This is a genomic window from Jannaschia pohangensis, from assembly GCF_900113875.1.
GTDB lineage: Bacteria > Pseudomonadota > Alphaproteobacteria > Rhodobacterales > Rhodobacteraceae > Jannaschia > Jannaschia pohangensis.
Genome location: NZ_FORA01000003.1, coordinates 320,539 through 337,508 on the forward strand (window position 1 = coordinate 320,539; position 16,970 = coordinate 337,508).

Sequence of the window (16,970 nt, forward strand, 5' to 3'; positions counted from 1 at the left end):
AGCGACCTGAGCGATGCGCCGGCCGAAACGCTGATCGCATCGGCGGACGACATTTTCGATGGCGTCGCCACTTTGGCGGCGCTCGAAGGGGCCGTGCGCGATCTGCCCCTGTCCGATCCGATGGCGGTGCGGCGCGCCGCGGTCGCCGTCTTGTCCGGGGCGCAGACATCCGGTCGCGCGGCAATCCGCGAAGGGTTTGAGGCCGACCCGACCCGCGCCCGGCGGGTCACCCATTCCTATGCCTTCCTCACCGACCGCCTGGTGCAATGCGCCTGGATGGTGGCGACGCGCCTGCTGCATCCCTGCCCGAACCCGACCGAAGGCGAGCATTTCGCCGTTCTGGGTGTGGGCGGCTATGGACGCGGGGAGATGGCCCCCCATTCCGATGTGGACCTGTTGTTCCTGACCCCTTGGAAGGTCACCCCTTGGGTCGAGAGCGTGGTCGAAACGATGCTCTATATCCTGTGGGATCTGAAGCTGAAGGTCGGCCATGCCACGCGCAGCATTTCCGATTGCATGCGTTATGCGGCGGATGACTACACGATCCGCACCGCCCTGCTGGAGCGTCGGCTCATCTGCGGCGACGCGGGTCTGGGCCGCAAACTTGGCGACAAACTCTGGTCCGACCTGTTCCGCAAGACGGTGCCCGATTTCATCGAAGCGAAGCTCAAGGAACGGGCCGACCGGCACCACAAGCAGGGCGGCCAGCGCTATATCCTGGAGCCGAACGTCAAGGAGGCGAAGGGCGGCCTGCGCGACCTGCAAACGCTCTATTGGATCGCCAAGTATCGCTATCGGAGCCATTCCGCCGCCGACCTTCTGAAACTGGGCGTCTTCGAGGCCGAGGAATTCGAGGCCTTCGAGGCGGCGGAGCGATTCCTGTGGTGCGTTCGGTGTCACCTGCATCTGGCCACGGGCCGCGCGGCGGACATGCTGACCTTCGACATGCAGGTCGAGGTGGCCGAACGAATGGGCTATCGCGACAGTGGCGGACGGCGGGCGGTCGAGCATTTCATGCAGGCCTATTTCCGGCATGCGACCCGTGTGGGGGAATTGACGCGCATCCTTCTGGTCGCGCTCGAGGCGGACAACACCAAGCAGGAACCGGGGCTTCTCGGTCTGTTCAAGCGTCGCCGCAAGGTCCGCGAGCCATATATCGAGCGGCAGGGGCGTCTGGACGTGGCCGACGAGGCGGCGTTCCTGGGCACCCCGCTGAACCTTCTGGGCATCTTCGAGGAGGCGTTGCGCACCGGGCTGCTGCTGCATCCCCATGCGATGCGCCTGCTGGCGGCGAACCGGCACCTGGTGGACCGTGACATGCGCGAGGATCCGGAGGCGGCCAAGTTGTTCCTCGGGCTGCTTCTGAAGCATGGAAACCCCGAACGCGCCCTGCGGCGGATGAACGAGCTGGAGATGCTGTCGGCCTTCATCCCGGAGTTCGCGCCTATCGTCGCGATGATGCAGTTCAACCTCTACCATTCCTATACCGTCGACGAGCATATCATCCAGGTGATCTCCAATCTGGCGCAAATCGAGCGGGGCGAGCTGATCGAAAGCCTGCCACTGTGTTCGGACATCCTGGCCCAGGGCGTGAACCGCAGGGTGCTCTATGTGGCGCTGCTGCTGCATGACATCGGGAAGGGCCGCCCCGAGGATCACTCCGTCCTGGGGGCCCGGATCGCGCGGACCGTGGCACCCCGCCTGGGGTTGAAACCCAAGGAGGTGGAGACCGTCGAATGGCTGGTCCGCCATCACCTTCTGATGTCGGACATGGCCCAGAAGCGCGATATTGCCGACCCCCGCACCGTGCGCGGTTTCGCAAAGGCGGTGAAGACGCGCGAGCGGCTGGATCTGCTGACGGTCGTGACGGTCTGCGACATCCGGGGGGTGGGGCCAAACATCTGGAACAACTGGAAGGCGCAGATGATCCGCGCGTTGCATAGGGCGACGGCGGATGCGCTGCAGAACGGTCTGGAGGACGTCAACCGGGACACCCGCGAGGCCAAGGCCAAGAAGCTGTTCCGCGAGGCGCTGCCCGATTGGACCGAAGGCGCGCGCCGCGCCGAGATCGGTCGCCACTACGGCCCCTATTGGCAGGGAATCCCGACGGCGGCACAGGTGCGGTTCGCCCATCTGCTCAAGGATCTGGGGGGCGGCGAGGTTCGCATGGAGCTGGAGGCAGACGAGGACCGCGACGCCACCCGCGTCATCATGGCCTGTCAGGATCATCCCGGCATCTTCGCCCGGCTGGCGGGTGCGCTCAGCCTTGTGGGGGCCAATATCGTCGACGCGCGGACCTATACCTCCAAGGATGGCTTCGCGACTTCGGTCTTCTGGCTTCAGGACGGGGACGGGCACCCCTATGAGCCGTCGCGCCTGCCGCGCCTGCGCAACATGATCGAAAAGACATTGCGCGGTGAAGTCGTCACCCGCGACGCGCTGGAAGGTCAGGAAATCAAGAAGCGCGAGCGGCGTTTCGAGGTGCCCACGAACATCAGCTTCGACAACGAAGGCTCGGAAATCTACACGATTATCGAAGTCGACACCCGCGACCGTCCTGGCCTGCTCTTCGACCTGACGCAGACGTTGGCGCAGTCGAATGTCTACATCGCACAGGCCGTCATCGCGACCTATGGCGCACAGGTGGTCGATACCTTCTATGTCAAGGACCTGTTCGGGCTTAAGCTCTGGTCCAAAGCCAAGCAGGACGCGCTCGACACCAAGCTTCGCGCCGCCGTCAGCCGCGCGGCGGAACGCGCGGGGGCATGACCGTGGCCGACGTCTGGTTCGCCAGCAGCAGCGTGAGTACACGCTCGCCCAAGCCTATTTGGCCGATCGGATGGCATGACGAAGATCTGGAATCGATGTCGTCGGAGGAGAAACGACAGTTTGCCATTGCAAATAAGGCGAACTTTTTGGCCTATCGGTCTGGTCAACCAGTGGAGCCTGCACAGCTGGGCACCCGGTTTGCGCTTTGTACGGGCCTAAAGACACCTGCCGGTCCACAGCCGTTCATGCTGCTTTTTAGTCGAATGGTCGTCACAGGTGAAACGCGGGCTCTTCTGGAAGAACTCGATCCCGGTCCCCTCCGGTTTCACCGGATCGAAGTCCTGAACGCCGCGCGCACGAAGCCGCTTTGGGACGGGGCCGACCTCTATGTCATGCAGGTTCTGTCCTGCCGCCGTGAAGTCCTGATGGATGAGTCCCCCAATCTCGGACCAAGACCTGTCGACAGGACGCCGGATGGGCAGGACATTCATATGGTTTATGTTTCCAGCACGATGGAGCCGCTTGTCGTCGTGCCGCCGGCGGAGGGCGGGGCAGAGATGTGGTTGGATGATCGCCTGAGTGGGGCGCTGTTCCTGACCGACCGGGTGGCGGGTGCGCTGAATGCCGCCAAGCTGACCCGGGGGTGGGGGCTGAGACGCTGCGATGTGGTGACACGACATTGACGCGCGGGACCGGACGGACCACTGACGCGCAGGCCGGGCCGAACGCCCGGACGCCAAACGGAGACGCCAGATGGCTCCACGTCTGATCAAAGGTTTCCTAACAGTCGGCGGCTGGACGCTCTTGTCGCGGCTTCTGGGGTTTGCCCGCGACATCCTGATCGCGCGGTTCCTGGGCACGGGCGTGGCGGCAGAGGCGTTCTTCGTGGCCTTCTCCCTGCCCAACATGTTCCGCCGCTTCTTTGCCGAGGGCGCGTTCAACATGGCATTCGTGCCGCTCTATGCCAAGAAGCTGGAAGCGGAGGGCGAGGAGGCGGACGCCTTCGCGCGCGATGCAGTGGCGGGGATGGTGATGATCCTGACATTGTTCTCGGTCATCGGGATCGTGTTCATGCCCGCGCTGGTCTTTGCCATGGCGTCGGGCTTTGCCGAGGACGCGCGCTTCGGGTTGGCGGTGACCTACGGGCGGATCGCCTTCCCCTATATCCTCCTGATATCGTTGGCCGCGCTGGTGTCGGGCGTGCTCAATTCCAATGGCCGGTTCCTGGCGGCGGCGGCGGCGCCGGCCTTGCTCAACATGGTGTTCATCGCGGCGATGGTCTTGGTCTGGTTGTTCCCGGGCCTGATGCCAATGGCCACGCCGGTGCCCGAACTGGTCGTCGGCAAGGCGCTGATCTGGTCGGTGCCCGTGGGCGGAGCGGCACAATTGGGGCTGGTCTGGTGGGCGGCGGCGCGGGCGGGGCATCGCCTGTTCCCACGTCGCAGGCCGCATATGACGGCGGATCTGAAGCGCCTGATGGTGATTGCGGTGCCTGCCGCGCTGGCGGGTGGGGTGGTCCAGATCAACCTGCTGGTCGGGCGTCAGGTCGCCAGCTATTTCGACGGGGCGATTGCCTGGCTCAACTATGCGGACCGCCTGTACCAATTGCCGCTTGGCGTGGTGGGGATCGCCATCGGAGTCGTCCTTCTGCCGGACCTGAGCCGGAGGGTGCGGGCGGATGACCGGATCGGTCAGCGCGACGCCTATTCCCGCGCCTTCGAGTTCAGCCTGCTGCTGACGCTGCCTTCGGCGGTGGCCCTTCTGGTGGTGCCCGGGCCGCTGGTGTCGGTTCTGTTCGAGCGGGGGGCCTTCGATGCGGACGACACGGCTTTCACCGCGATCGCGCTGATGATCTATGCCTTGGGCCTCCCGGCCTTCGTGCTCCAGAAAGTCCTGCAACCCCTGTATTTTGCGCGGGAGGACACGCGCAGTCCGCTGCGGTTTGCCATCGTTTCGCTGATCGTGAATGCCGCCGTGGCGGTGGGCCTGTCGTTCTATATCGGGTGGGCCGCGGCGGCGCTTGGGACGACGCTGGCGGCCTGGGCGATGGTCGTGCTGCTGTGGCGCGGGGTCAGGGGTTTGGGCGATGTGGCCCGGCTGGACGACCGCGCGCGCAAGCGGGCGTGGCGGATCGTGCTCGCCTCGGCGGTGATGGGGGGCGTGCTTTTCATCACGATGCTGATCCTGGGCCCGATGTTCGACAGCGCCTGGCGGGGGTTGGCGCTGGCCATCCTGGTGCTGGTCGGGATGGTCAGCTATTTCGGCTTTGCCCAGATGTTCGGAGCCGTGCGGATGGCGGAATTGCGCGGGGCCGTGCGGCGTCAGCGCTGACGCATGCGGTCGCGGAAGCCCGCGATGGCCCCCGGAAACAGGATCATCGCCAGCGCGTAACCCGTTGCGGCGCCTGCGATTTCCGCGATCCAGCGGGGCACGAAGGACAGACCCGAAAGGGTGACGATGGCGAAGACCGGCTGGATCGCGATCAGAAAACCCAACAACACGAAGGCCTTGGACGGATCGGCCCGGGTCAGCCCGCGCAGCGTCAGATAGGTGAACGCACCGATCAGGCCGTAAGCGCCCGGAAACCCGCCAAACAGCGGCACCGGACTGTCGAAGAAGATCAGATAGGCCAGCGCGCCGTCGATGGAGGCGCCGAAAAAGATCAAAAGAAAACGCCATGTGTCATAGACGGGCGCGATGGCGTTGCCGAAGGCGAGGACGAAGACGGCCACAAACCCGGCTTCGATCAAGCTGCCGTGGAGCAAGGGGTAGGTCAAGAACCTAGCCAATTGGTCGAGCGGCGCGCTGCGGGTGTCGAACATCCAGTCCCAGACAACCTCGGACACGGACCATTGCTCCAGCGTCGTGATGCGCCAGCCGGGACCCTGCTGCCCGCCGGCCAGACCAAGGGCGCCCGCCTGAAAGATCAGCTCGATCCCCAGGATGATGATTGCAAGGGCCACAACCGTGGGCGGCAGGACGTTGAAGGGGCTCTGGTTGCGCGGATCCATCGGGTCTCTCTCGTTGACCATGCTGGCCCCGGTGGCTAAGCGATGCGCCACGGCAACGCCAGACCTACGGAGGCCGATATGGCTGAGTTCACACCGCGCGTCTTTTCCGGCATCCAGCCGTCGGGCGGGCTGACCCTGGGCAACTATCTGGGGGCGATCACGAAATTCGTGGACATGCAGAACGCGGGCACGCACGAGACGATCTATTGCATGGTCGACCTGCACGCCATCACCGTCTGGCAGGACCCGGCGACGTTGCGCCACAACACGCGGGAGCTGTGCGCCGGTTTCCTGGCCAGCGGGATCGACCCCGAGAAGAGCATCCTGATCAACCAGAGCCAGGTGCCGGAGCATGCGCAGCTGGGCTGGATCTTCAACTGCGTGGCGCGGATGGGATGGATGGGTCGGATGACCCAGTGGAAGGACAAGTCAGGCGAGAACGCCGAGGGCGCGTCGCTGGGCCTGTTCGCCTATCCCGCGCTGATGGCCGCCGACATCCTTGTCTATCACGCGACCCACGTGCCCGTGGGCGACGACCAGAAGCAGCATCTGGAGCTGACGCGGGATGTGGCAACCAAGTTCAATCACGACTATGGCGTTGATTTCTTTCCCATTACCGAGCCGGTGATCGAGGGGGCGGCGACGCGGGTGATGTCGTTGCGGGACGGCACCAAGAAGATGTCGAAGTCCGACCCGGTGGATGCCAGCCGCATCAACCTGACCGACGATGCCGACGCCATTGCCAAGAAGTTCCGCAAGGCCAAGACCGACCCCGACCCCCTGCCCGGCAGTGCCGCGGGGCTGGAGGGGCGGCCGGATGCGCGCAACCTCGTGAACATCTATGCCGCGCTGGCGGGTCGGTCGGTGGACGACGTGCTGGCCGAGCAGGAGGGTAAGATGTTCGGCTATTTCAAGCAGGAACTGGCCGATCTGGCGGTCGAGAAGCTGTCCCCGATTTCGGGCGAGATGAGCCGTCTGATGCAGGACACGTCCGAGATCGACCGGATCCTGTCGCGAGGGGCCGAGAGGGCGCGGGAGATCACGGTTCCGATCCTGGAACGAGTCTATGACATCGTGGGTATGGTGCGCTGAGTGAAATGATTGCGGATGTGTTGCCGAAGGGTGCCGGGCGGACGGCGCGGCCCTTGTTTTGCAGGGGTCTGGCGGGGGCACCCGGCGTACACCCCCGGTACACCCCCTGTACATACGGCTGTACACCCCCCTGCGCGCGCCGGGGGGCGCGGATGCAACAGGCAGGCGTTCGGGGGTAATGGGCCGTGACGGAATCACCCATCGGGTTGCCCATGCCACCGCGCACCGCCGGCTGGCGGGCCGAGATCGACCGGATGACCGAAGCATCACGCCTGCCCTTCCGCGATCCGCAGCGCGATGCAGCCTGGGCGGATGTGGCGACGCGGTGGGCCTGCGGGCACGTGAAGCTGGACCTTCTGGCGACGGCCGGGAATTTCGCGATCGACATGCCCCCCGTGCAGTTCGGGCAGGCCTGCGAAGTGCTGGCCGATATCGATGCCGGATCGAAGACGGATTTCCCCAATCGGGGCGAGGTTCTGCGCTTCATCGGCTTTGGGTGCCTGCCCTATGACGGAATCCGCGACTGGTACTTCGAGCGGATGAATGGGCGGGCCGTGAACACGGAGTTTGTTCCCGGCATGACCGGGATCAAGGAGGACGACCGCCTGATCTGGTCTGGCGGAGACCGCCCCCCAACGATCCGGCCTGTGGCACTGGCGGACGACCGGGCCGAGGTGTTGCAGGTGGTCGGCATGCTGCTCCGGGCGGTGCGGGCAGAGGTCCGGGCGTGACGGTGCGCGCTGCGACGCTGGCGGATGCATCGAGCATCGCGGCGCTGTCCATCGAAGTCTGGGTCGGGACCTATCTGCGCCGGGGCATCAACGCCCATTTCGCCGATTTCGTCCTGTCGGAGTTCACGGCGGCCAGAACCGAGGCCCTGCTGTCCGACCCGGCTCAGGTGCTTCTGGTGTCAGAGAACGTCGACGGAATCGACGGGTTCATCCGCCTGTCGACCGGGACGCCTGACCCGGTGCAGGGGGCGTGCGACACGGAAATCGCCACTTTCTATGTTCAGCCGCGCCACCATGGGACGGGGGTGGGCACGCGTTTGCTGCACGCGGCGATGGCGCAGTGTCGGGCGCAGGGCGTGACCTCGGTCTGGCTGGCGACCAACGCCGAGAACGCGCCCGCTATCGCGTTCTACCTGCGGCGCGGCTTCGTGCAGGTCGGCCAGACGGAATTCCGGATCGACGATCAGGCCTATCTCAACAATGTATACACCCTTCTTCTGCCATAATGGCCCCGGAGTGTGGCGTTCCTGAACCGTTGGGGCGACGGATCGCGGCAAGTCGTCACTTGGACAGCGATGATCGTTGCCCGGGGGGCGATTATCGCTATCAATGCCGCAACAACAAAACGAGCGGGTACATGGGCGACACGAGCGGACTGGATCGGCAGACGACCGACAAGCAACATGCGCGCGACTGGATCAAGGTCCTGTCCGGATATCGCGCCCCGAACGCCTGGCGGAGTTCGTTCGAATTGGCGGCGACGGTACTGCCTTTCATCATTCTCTGGGCGCTGGCCTGGGCGTCGCTGTCGGTGAGCCTGTGGCTGACCCTGGCGATTTCGACGGTCAACGCGGCGTTCCTGTTGCGGCTTTTCGTGATCCAGCACGATTGCGGGCATGGGGCGTTTTTCGACAACCGCACGCTGAGCGATTGGGTGGGCCGGGTTCTGGGGGTCGTCACTTTGACGCCCTATGACGTGTGGCGGCGGACCCATGCCATCCATCACGGCGCATCGGGCAACCTGTCGCGGCGCGGGATCGGCGATGTGCATACGCTGACCGTGGCGGAATACCGCGAGCTGAGCGCCTGGGGGCGGTTCGTGTATCGCCTCTATCGACATCCCATCGTGCTGTTCGGCCTGGGGCCGGGATACCTGTTCTTCCTGCAAAACCGGGTGCCGTTGGGCCTGATGGCGCAGGCCCGGTATTGGGCGAGTGCAATGTACACCAATGCGGCCATCGTGGCCGTGCTGGTGGCGATCATCTATTTCGGCGGGCTGATGCCCGTGCTGCTGATCTTTGTGCCGATGACGTTGCTGGCGGCGGCGGCGGGGGTCTGGCTGTTCTATGTGCAGCACCAGTTCGAGGCGACGCTGTGGGACAGGGAGCCGGATTGGGACCTGCACGAGGCGGCGCTGCGCGGCAGTTCGCATTACGTTTTGCCCGCCGTTCTGCAATGGCTGAGCGGGAACATCGGCATCCACCATGTCCACCATCTCTATAGTCGCATTCCGTTCTATCGCTTGCCCGAAGTGCTGCGCGATCACGCAGTCCTGTCGGAGGGCAACCGCATGACCATTCGCGAGAGCCTGACCAATGCGCGGCTGCATCTGTGGGACGAGAAGAGCAAGCGGCTGCTGTCGTTCCGAGATGCTAAGGTGGCTTGAGGGTGTTTGGCCGACTGACTGAGGAGGGCTCGATGTCGCCAAAGTTGCTGCGCACGGTCGGAACCGGATTGTTGTTGGTCGCGCTGCTGGACCTGTCCGCATCGGCTGCGCTGGCCCAGGATGCGGGCGACCCGAAGGTACCTGATCTGGCCGGGACGAATACGCTCGCCGACATGATCCGCGCCCTTCCCGCGCCCGAATTGCGGCAGCTCTACCGAGCGAATTATCCCGTGAGCAATGTCCACGTCGTCGCCCCGCTGGACGGGGGCGTCGTCGAGGGGCTGGACGCTTTTTTCGCCTCATACCCGGAAGAGGTGCCGCCCGGATTGACGGTCGTGGTCACCCCGAGCGATGCGAGCGGAACGCTTTATGGCGAAGTCTATCAATGCCCCGCAGAGGGAGAGCATTGCGTGTTCGACCCGGCGCGTCCCCGCGACACCGTTCCGGACGCGGCGATGCCGGACTATTCGTCGCAACGGATGACGACCATCCCCTTTGGCCCCCCGGGCCTTTCGGCAGACGACTACGATATCGCCACGGACCGCGACGGCCGATTGTCGGGGTCCTATCGCGCGATCCTGGTGGCGGCGACGAACGAATTGGACAGTATCTGCCTGACGGTCGATTTCCATGCGGCGCGGTTCTTTGGCCTGTCGGAGGCGGAGCCGGTCAGCGTCGGGTTCTATTGCTACAATTTCCCGTTGCAGCGGATTACGACGTCCCTCACGGAATCGTCCTTCGGATATATTCCCACCCCGCAGGAAGCAGCCCGGCTGCGCGCCGATTTCGAGGCAGTTACCGGGCTGACACTGACGCTGGACTAGAGCTTGAGGTGGCGCGCGCGGGCGCCGCGTTCGATGGCGGCGGCGTGCAGGGGATCGAGGTTGAAATCGTAGCGGATTTCGCGCAGCAGCTCCAACTCGGTCTGGAAAACCTTGCCGTCGGCGGCGGCGACATCGCAGGCCAGCGCATAGGCGGTTTCGTAATGCGTTTCGGGGATGGCGTCGCGGATCAGGCCGAGGATGGCGTCGAGCCCGTCCTCCTCCTCCAGCAGGTCGAAGACGGTCTGGGCGATCTGTTCCATCCGATCCTCGTCGAAGCCCGCGAAGATCGGCAGGTGGTTGACGATGGACTGGATCGTCAGCAGCTCGGACGTGCGGATGGTGGCGTCGGACGCCGAAACGGTGATCATCAGGGCGACGAGGGCGTCCTGGGCGGAAAAGGCGGCATCGGTCATCGGGAACTCCTTACGTGATGGGATTTATTGACGACCCGGCACTGCCGCAATAGGGGGAAGGCCGCTTCCATCCCATGAAGGACCCCGCATCATGACACGTTTGCGCGACGCCGCCCTGACATCGAAGGCCTGGCCGTTCGAAGAGGCCCGCAAATTGTTGAAGCGGGTGGAGGGGCAATCGAAGGACCATGTCCTGTTCGAGACGGGCTATGGGCCGTCGGGATTGCCGCATATCGGGACCTTCGGGGAAGTGGCGCGCACCACCATGATCCGGCGCGCGTTCGAGGTGATTTCGGACATTCCCACGCGGCTGATCTGTTTTTCGGACGATCTGGACGGGATGCGCAAGGTGCCCGACAACGTGCCTGACCCGGAGGCGTTGCGCGCGCATATGCAAAAGCCGCTGACCAGCGTACCGGACCCTTTCGGGACGCACGAGAGTTTCGGGCATCACAACAATGCGCGGTTGCGCAAGTTCCTCGACACCTTCGGGTTCGAGTACGAGTTCATTTCCGCGACCGATTTCTATCGTTCGGGCCAGTTCGACGAGACGCTGCTGCGCGCGGCGGAGCGGTATGACGACCTGATGGCGATCATGCTGAAGTCGCTGCGCGAGGAGCGGCAGCAGACCTATTCCATCTTCCTGCCGATCCATCCCGAGACGGGGCGCGTCCTTTACGTGCCGATGAAGCATGTGGATGCGAAGGCGGGCACGGTAACCTTCGACGACGAGGACGGGCGCGAATGGACGGTGCCGGTGACGGGCGGGAACGTGAAGTTCCAGTGGAAGCCCGATTTCGGGGCGCGTTGGGCCGCGCTGGGCGTGGATTTCGAGATCTACGGCAAGGATCACGCGACGAATACGCCGATCTATGGCGGGATCTGTCGGGCGCTGGGGGGCAAGGCGCCCGAGAACTATACCTATGAGCTGTTCCTCGATGCCGATGGGCACAAGATTTCGAAGACGTCCGGCAACGGGCTGACCATCGACGAATGGCTGACCTATGCGGCGACCGAGAGCCTGTCGTATTTCATGTATCTGAAGCCCAAGACGGCCAAGCGGATGCATTTCGACGTGATCCCGAAGGCCGTGGACGAGTATCATCAGCAGCTGCGGGCCTATCCCGATCAGGACGCGGCGCAGCAGGCGGCCAACCCGGTGTTCCACATCCATGGCGGCGACGTGCCCGCGTCGGATATGGTGGTGCCCTTCGCCATGCTGCTCAACATCGCCAGCGTGTCGGGGGCCGAGGACAAGGACGTTTTGTGGGGCTTCATCAACCGCTATGCGCCCGATGCCTCGCCCGAGGGGAACCCGCAGATGGACCGGGCCGCCGAGGGGGCGGTGCGCTTTTTCAATGACTTCGTGAAGCCCACCAAGGTGTACCGCCAGCCCACCGAGGCCGAGCGCGCGGCGCTGGAGGCCTTGCGCGACGGGTTGCGGACCTGGGAGGGCGAGGTGTCGGACGAGGCATTGCAGCAGCTGGTCTATGACGTGGGCCGCGACCGGTTCGATCCCATGCGCGATTGGTTCATGGCACTGTATCAGGTGTTGCTGGGTGCCGATCAGGGGCCCCGCTTCGGCGGCTTCATCGCGCTCTACGGGGTAGCCGAGACGGCGGACCTTATCGACGCTGCGCTGGCGGGGTCGCTGGTCGGGGATTGAACCGCCGCCGCCGTGCCCTAGGATTTCCGGGGCATCGGCGGAGGGTTGAGCATGAAACGACTGATTGCGGCACTGATCCTGGCGACAGGGATGGCACAGGCCGACGAAGGCGCGATCCGGGGCGTCATCGGAAGCCAGATCGACGCCTTCAAGGTGGATGATTTCGATACCGCCTTCACCTTCGCCGCGCCCAACATCCAGGGCATGTTCGGCACGGCTGACCGTTTCGGAACGATGGTTCGGCAGGGCTATCCGATGGTCTGGCAGCCGGGGACGGTGGAATACCTCGGGGCCGACGACCAAGGCGGGTTGTGGACGCAGGACGTCCTGATCACCGACGGGTTCGGACGGTTGCACAAGCTGCGCTATTCCATGGTCGAGACGGCGGATGGCTGGAAGATCGCCGGTGTCGAGATCCTGCGCGCGCCCGAAGTGGGGGCGTGACCTGCCGCCCTAGTCCGGGGACGACAGGTGGCTGCGACGGAACCCGGTCGGGTATTTGAGACCGTAGCCAGCGGCGCGGTCCATTCCGATATGGGCAACCCAGATCAATGAGAGCGACAGGGGCAGCGCCGTCATCGACAGCCATCCGGCGGCGGCGAGGGCGAGCGGCGTCGTATAGGTGTGGCCAATGTTGTAGAGACGCGCGCCAACTCGGGGTCCGCGCAGGTAGCCTGCCATGAAGAGGTCAGGCGTGAGGAGCAGGCCTGCAAAGAGCAACCAACTGTGGCCCGTGTGGGCATAGGCCAGGGTCGCGGCGACGGCGACGGCGGCGCCTTCGAGTCGCAGGGTGTGGCGGAGCGGGGGTGGCAGGGGTGTGGTGAAGGGCGTCATAGGGAGCCTTGGAGGTTAGGGGACGCGGGGAGTTGAACCTGTGGGAGGCTGGATAGGAATTGCTGGACGTTGATGGGCCGCCTATACAATTTTGATGAGCAGCCCTTCCGCCGATCTGATCATCGCCTTCGAGGCTGTCGTCCGCCTTGGAAGCCTGTCGGCGGCAGCGCGGGCCTTGGGACGAGCGCAACCTACGGTGCGGCGGCAGATCGAGGCGTTGGAGCAGACGCTGGGCGTCAGGCTGTTTACACGGGCCGAGAATGGAATGACCCCGACGGCGGAGGCCCTTGCGCTGATGCCGATGGCCGAGGGGATCGAGGCAATGGCGCGGGCCTTCTTGCGGACGGCCCAAGGGGACATAGACCGGGTCTCGGGGGTTGTCCGGATCACCTGTCCGCAGATTTTCGCAACCTATCTGATGCCCGCCCCGCTGGCGGAATTGCGCAGGCTGCACCCGGATCTGACCGTGGAACTGGTGGCGGAGAACAGGGTCGAGAACCTGATGCGGCGGGATGCCGACATCGCCGTTCGGCTCGCGTTGCCCGATCAGGAGGCGATTGTCGCGCGCAAGGTGACGGCACGTCCGGTCGGTGTCTTTGTGGCCCGCGATTTCACGTCGATCTGTCCGGACGAGGCGGATCTCCACGCGCATCTGGCGCAGACGCCCTTTGTCTGGGACGACCGCGCGCGATTTCTGGCGGTGGCTGCGGCACAGATGGGGCTGACGGAACCGGCGCGGATCGCGCTGCACACCGACGATCAGGTGACGCAGATCGCCGCCATCGCAGGGGGCGTGGGCGCGGGTGTGTGTCAGTGCGGGATCGCCGCGCGCCTGGACCTGCGGCGGATCGCGCCGAATTGGGGAATGGACCTGCAGGTCTGGATCGCTGCCCATGAGGATCAGATCGCCCTGCCCCGCATTCGGCGAAGCTTCGATATGATGGTGGCAGCCTTCGGTGCGGACCCAACCGGCGTTCGTTAACCATCCGTTAAGTGTTCGCGATCAGGTTCCCCATATCGGCGGGTCTGTCCCGCGATGGATTTGCGCACAGATGAGGACCGTCCCGGCCAGGCCGATGGGCGGTCCTTTGCTGTTTTGGACCTGACATGAAGGGGACTGGAATGAACAAGGCGATAACCGAGGGGCTGGTGCTGACGCCGCCGAAGTTCGAGGCGGGGCTGAATGTCTGGTCGCTCGAGGACGGGCGTCCGGGCACCGACACCTATGCCAACGCGGGCAACGCCGCGATCGTCCCGGCGGATCAGGATTTCGCGTCCTGCCTGGAGCTGATCAAGGCGGACAGCCTGCAGCGCATCCGGTTCATGGGGGCGACGCCGATTTTCCCGGGCTGCTATTATCGCATCACGGCGCGGGTGAAGGCCGTGTCGGGCAACCTGCCCCGCGTGCGTGCGGCGGCGACGCCGGTCCGGGCGAACGGAAGCGTCGTGTCCGGGGTCGTCACGGCGGGGTCCGAGACCACGCTGACCGCCTATGGCCGGGTCGTGACGGTGACGGCGATCCTGGGCACGGGCGGGCGTGGCGGCGTGGACATGGCCTGGGGGTCGGACGTGGCCTTTGCGCATCTGGGGCTGGAATTCCTGGGCCCGAACGGCGGAGTCGTGCGGGTCGACGACATCGAGGTCGAGGACATCACCGGCGCCTTCCTGCGCGACATGATGGACTGGGTCGACGTGCGCGATTTCGGCGCCAAGGGAGACGGGGTGACCGACGACACCGCCGCCTTTGCCGCCGCCGACAACGCCGCCGCGGGGCGGTCGGTTCTGGTGTCGAAGGGGGTCTTCCGGCTGGACGATCACGTGACGATGGAATCGCCGACCCGGTTCGAGGGCCGGGTCACGATGCCCGCGTCGAAGCGCCTGAGCCTGACCAAGAATTTCGAACTCAACAGCTATATCGATGCCTTCGGCGACGAGGAGGAGGGGTTTCGCCGGGCGATCCAGGCCCTGTTCAACTTCACCGACCATGACACGCTGGACATGATGGGGCGCCGGATCGAGCTGTCGCAACCGCTGGACGTGCAGGCGGCGGTATTCGACAAGGACACCTACGCCAACCAGCGATCGATCCAGAACGGTCAGATCGACGTGCAGGACACCGCCGCCTTCAACACCGAGCGCGTGACGGCGGCGGCGAGCTTTACCGCCGACAACCCACGTCGCCTGACGAATGTGCAGAACATCGGGACCATCAAGGTCGGGTCGCTGGTTCGCGGGCCTCAGGGTGTGGGCCGGGAAATCTATGTTCTGTCCAAGAACAACAGCGCGGGCTGGATCGAGCTGAGCAATCCGCTCTGGGGGGCGCCGGGGCGGCAGACCTATACCTTCGACCGCTTCAAATACGCTCTGGATTTCAGCGGCTTCGCACAATTGCAGCGGTTCTCGCTCGAGAATGTGGAGCTTTTGCTGTCGGGCAAGGCGTCGGGCATCCTGCTGCCGCCGGCCGGTGTGATCTTCCATGTGAAGGACTGCTTCTTCAGCGGGCCGAAGGATCGCGGGCTGACCAGTCACGGTTTGGGATGTCAGGGCCTGCTCATCGACCGGTGCCAGTTCCTGTCGAACGAGCAGCAGGCCAATGTCGAGGACCGCGTCAGCATCGGATTCAACGTCAACGCCAACGACGTCAAGATCCGCAACAACCGGGCCGTGCGCTTTCGCCATTTTGCGGTGCTGGGCGGGTCGGGGCATATCATCACCGGCAACCACTTCTTCCAGGGTGACAGCCCCAGTATCGGCCAACGGACGGCCGGCATCATCTTTGCCGATCCGCAGGCCAAGACGGTGTTCGTGGGCAATTATGTCGACAACGCCTATCTGGAGTGGACGAACGAATACGACCCCGAGCCTGACTTTTCGGCAGAGCTGTCGTTCGGTGGCTTGCAGATTGTCGGCAACATCATCTTTTCGTCGAACGTGGCGTCGAGCTATGCGCCGCTGCACATCAAACCCTATGGCAGCGGGCATTTCATCAACGGGATGACGGTGTCCGGCAACAACTTCAAGACGATCCGGGGTCAGGCGCTGAACCGGGTGGATTTCGTGGATACCACCCATGCGGACCTGGACTACAGCCGGTTCGTGGACGTGAACTTCAACTCCAACACGTTCCATGCGGTCAACAACCGGTGCGAGAATCCCACGCTGGTCGCCGTGACGGAAAACACGCCGTCGGCCACCTGGGATGCCGATCTGACGAACACCCTGCCGTTCCGGGGACATGCGCGGATCGTCACGTCGGTCATGCCCGAGGGTCCCTTGCGTCGCGGGAACAACACGGTGGTCTGGGCAGCACCCTATGCGCAGGGCCGCATCGGCGGGGACAGCCAGTCGATCCGGCTGACCTGGCCCGAGGCGGTCAAAGGCAAGGTCTTTGTCACCGCCCGTTGCGATACCCCCGGGTAAGGGCGCGACCGACTGAGACGGGTGTGGCGGCGATCTCTCGCAGGATTGCCGCCATTGTCTTGTGCGCAGGCGTGCGCGCCCGTGGCCCCGACAGGCGGGCGCGATGGCCCAGAAGGCGCAGGATCAGCCAGGCGCGCGGCAGGTGCCAGCGGTTTGACACGAGGGTGAGCGTTGCGCCCGGCGGCACCAGGGCCAGCGCGCCGGTCAGGTTTTCGAAGGTGGAGGCCGAGAGGTCCTCGATCAGGAGGGCGGCGTCGGGCACACCCCGGGCCAGCGCCAGATCGCGGGCAACCACCGCTTCGGCCCGGCCATGGCGGCCCTGTCCGCCGGTCAGGCACAGCCGGTCCACCTGACCCGCCAGCAGAAGGTCCACCGCGTGATCGACGCGCAGCGCCAGGGTGGGCGAGGCCGAGCCATCCGGGCGGACGGCGGCCCCGAGGACGATGGCGATGCGCGGGACAGAGCGGGGGGCGGTCATGCCAGGGGTCTGGCGCGGGATGGCGCAGCGCGCAAGGGCGGCTGGACGCGTGTCCGCTGCGGCCCT

16 protein-coding genes are annotated in these 16,970 nt (G+C 64.9%); 12 read left to right on the forward strand and 4 right to left on the reverse strand.

The annotated features are described in order from the left end of the window. The first annotated feature begins 6 nt into the window (after window positions 1-6). The 3 genes from BM002_RS12650 (at window position 7) to murJ (ending at window position 5,100) form a co-directional block, all read left to right on the forward strand. Window positions 7-2,769 carry a [protein-PII] uridylyltransferase gene (locus tag BM002_RS12650; RefSeq protein WP_092781549.1) on the forward strand — a complete coding sequence of 921 codons (2,763 nt, stop codon included), beginning with the start codon at window positions 7-9 and terminating at the stop codon, window positions 2,767-2,769. Next, window positions 2,766-3,452 carry a hypothetical protein gene (locus BM002_RS19140; RefSeq protein ID WP_139212367.1) on the forward strand — a complete coding sequence of 229 codons (687 nt, stop codon included), beginning with the start codon at window positions 2,766-2,768 and terminating at the stop codon, window positions 3,450-3,452. The genes BM002_RS12650 and BM002_RS19140 overlap by 4 nt, the downstream gene beginning before the upstream one ends. A gap of 70 nt (window positions 3,453-3,522) precedes the next feature. Continuing rightward, complete coding sequence (gene murJ / locus BM002_RS12660; protein ID WP_092781555.1) at window positions 3,523-5,100, forward strand: murein biosynthesis integral membrane protein MurJ; 1,578 nt, start codon at window positions 3,523-3,525, stop codon at window positions 5,098-5,100. Here murJ and BM002_RS12665 read toward each other — a convergent pair. Further along, complete coding sequence (locus BM002_RS12665) at window positions 5,091-5,801, reverse strand: rhomboid family intramembrane serine protease (protein ID WP_092781558.1); 711 nt, start codon at window positions 5,799-5,801, stop codon at window positions 5,091-5,093. The two genes, murJ and BM002_RS12665, sit on opposite strands and share 10 nt — an antisense overlap. A gap of 57 nt (window positions 5,802-5,858) precedes the next feature. Between BM002_RS12665 and trpS the strand changes: the two genes are divergently transcribed. From trpS to BM002_RS12690, 5 genes are all read left to right on the forward strand, one after another. Beyond that, a complete protein-coding gene (trpS, locus tag BM002_RS12670) occupies window positions 5,859-6,872 on the forward strand; it encodes a tryptophan--tRNA ligase (RefSeq protein ID WP_092781561.1) in 1,014 nt (337 codons plus the stop codon). 212 nt (window positions 6,873-7,084) lie between these two features. After that, a complete protein-coding gene (locus BM002_RS12675) occupies window positions 7,085-7,603 on the forward strand; it encodes a hypothetical protein (RefSeq protein ID WP_092781564.1) in 519 nt (172 codons plus the stop codon). Beyond that, complete coding sequence (locus BM002_RS12680; RefSeq protein ID WP_092781567.1) at window positions 7,600-8,109, forward strand: GNAT family N-acetyltransferase; 510 nt, start codon at window positions 7,600-7,602, stop codon at window positions 8,107-8,109. Before BM002_RS12675 ends, BM002_RS12680 begins: the two co-directional genes overlap by 4 nt. Before the next feature lie 131 nt (window positions 8,110-8,240). Next, window positions 8,241-9,269 carry a fatty acid desaturase gene (locus BM002_RS12685; protein WP_092782190.1) on the forward strand — a complete coding sequence of 343 codons (1,029 nt, stop codon included), beginning with the start codon at window positions 8,241-8,243 and terminating at the stop codon, window positions 9,267-9,269. 32 nt (window positions 9,270-9,301) lie between these two features. After that, window positions 9,302-10,093 carry a hypothetical protein gene (locus BM002_RS12690; protein WP_092781570.1) on the forward strand — a complete coding sequence of 264 codons (792 nt, stop codon included), beginning with the start codon at window positions 9,302-9,304 and terminating at the stop codon, window positions 10,091-10,093. On the opposite strand, the gene BM002_RS12695 is transcribed toward BM002_RS12690, so the two are convergent. After that, complete coding sequence (locus BM002_RS12695; RefSeq protein ID WP_092781573.1) at window positions 10,090-10,506, reverse strand: tellurite resistance TerB family protein; 417 nt, start codon at window positions 10,504-10,506, stop codon at window positions 10,090-10,092. The genes BM002_RS12690 and BM002_RS12695 overlap by 4 nt on opposite strands. Before the next feature lie 91 nt (window positions 10,507-10,597). Between BM002_RS12695 and BM002_RS12700 the strand changes: the two genes are divergently transcribed. After that, complete coding sequence (locus BM002_RS12700; RefSeq protein WP_092781576.1) at window positions 10,598-12,172, forward strand: lysine--tRNA ligase; 1,575 nt, start codon at window positions 10,598-10,600, stop codon at window positions 12,170-12,172. A 51-nt stretch (window positions 12,173-12,223) separates the two neighbouring features. After that, on the forward strand, window positions 12,224-12,616 hold the full coding sequence (locus BM002_RS12705) for a DUF4864 domain-containing protein (protein WP_092781579.1): 393 nt from the start codon (window positions 12,224-12,226) through the stop codon (window positions 12,614-12,616). 9 nt (window positions 12,617-12,625) lie between these two features. On the opposite strand, the gene BM002_RS12710 is transcribed toward BM002_RS12705, so the two are convergent. Then, window positions 12,626-13,006 carry a DUF4260 domain-containing protein gene (locus BM002_RS12710; protein WP_092781582.1) on the reverse strand — a complete coding sequence of 127 codons (381 nt, stop codon included), beginning with the start codon at window positions 13,004-13,006 and terminating at the stop codon, window positions 12,626-12,628. Window positions 13,007-13,100: 94 nt separating this feature from the next. Between BM002_RS12710 and BM002_RS12715 the strand changes: the two genes are divergently transcribed. Both BM002_RS12715 and BM002_RS12720 read left to right on the forward strand, forming a co-directional pair. Further along, complete coding sequence (locus BM002_RS12715; RefSeq protein ID WP_092781585.1) at window positions 13,101-13,988, forward strand: LysR family transcriptional regulator; 888 nt, start codon at window positions 13,101-13,103, stop codon at window positions 13,986-13,988. A 140-nt stretch (window positions 13,989-14,128) separates the two neighbouring features. Further along, a complete protein-coding gene (locus BM002_RS12720) occupies window positions 14,129-16,426 on the forward strand; it encodes a glycosyl hydrolase family 28-related protein (protein WP_092781588.1) in 2,298 nt (765 codons plus the stop codon). Here BM002_RS12720 and BM002_RS12725 read toward each other — a convergent pair. Then, window positions 16,398-16,904 (reverse strand): YdcF family protein, encoded by a 507-nt coding sequence (locus BM002_RS12725; RefSeq protein ID WP_175484892.1) that lies wholly within the window; start codon window positions 16,902-16,904, stop codon window positions 16,398-16,400. The genes BM002_RS12720 and BM002_RS12725 overlap by 29 nt on opposite strands. Window positions 16,905-16,970: the final 66 nt, after the last annotated feature.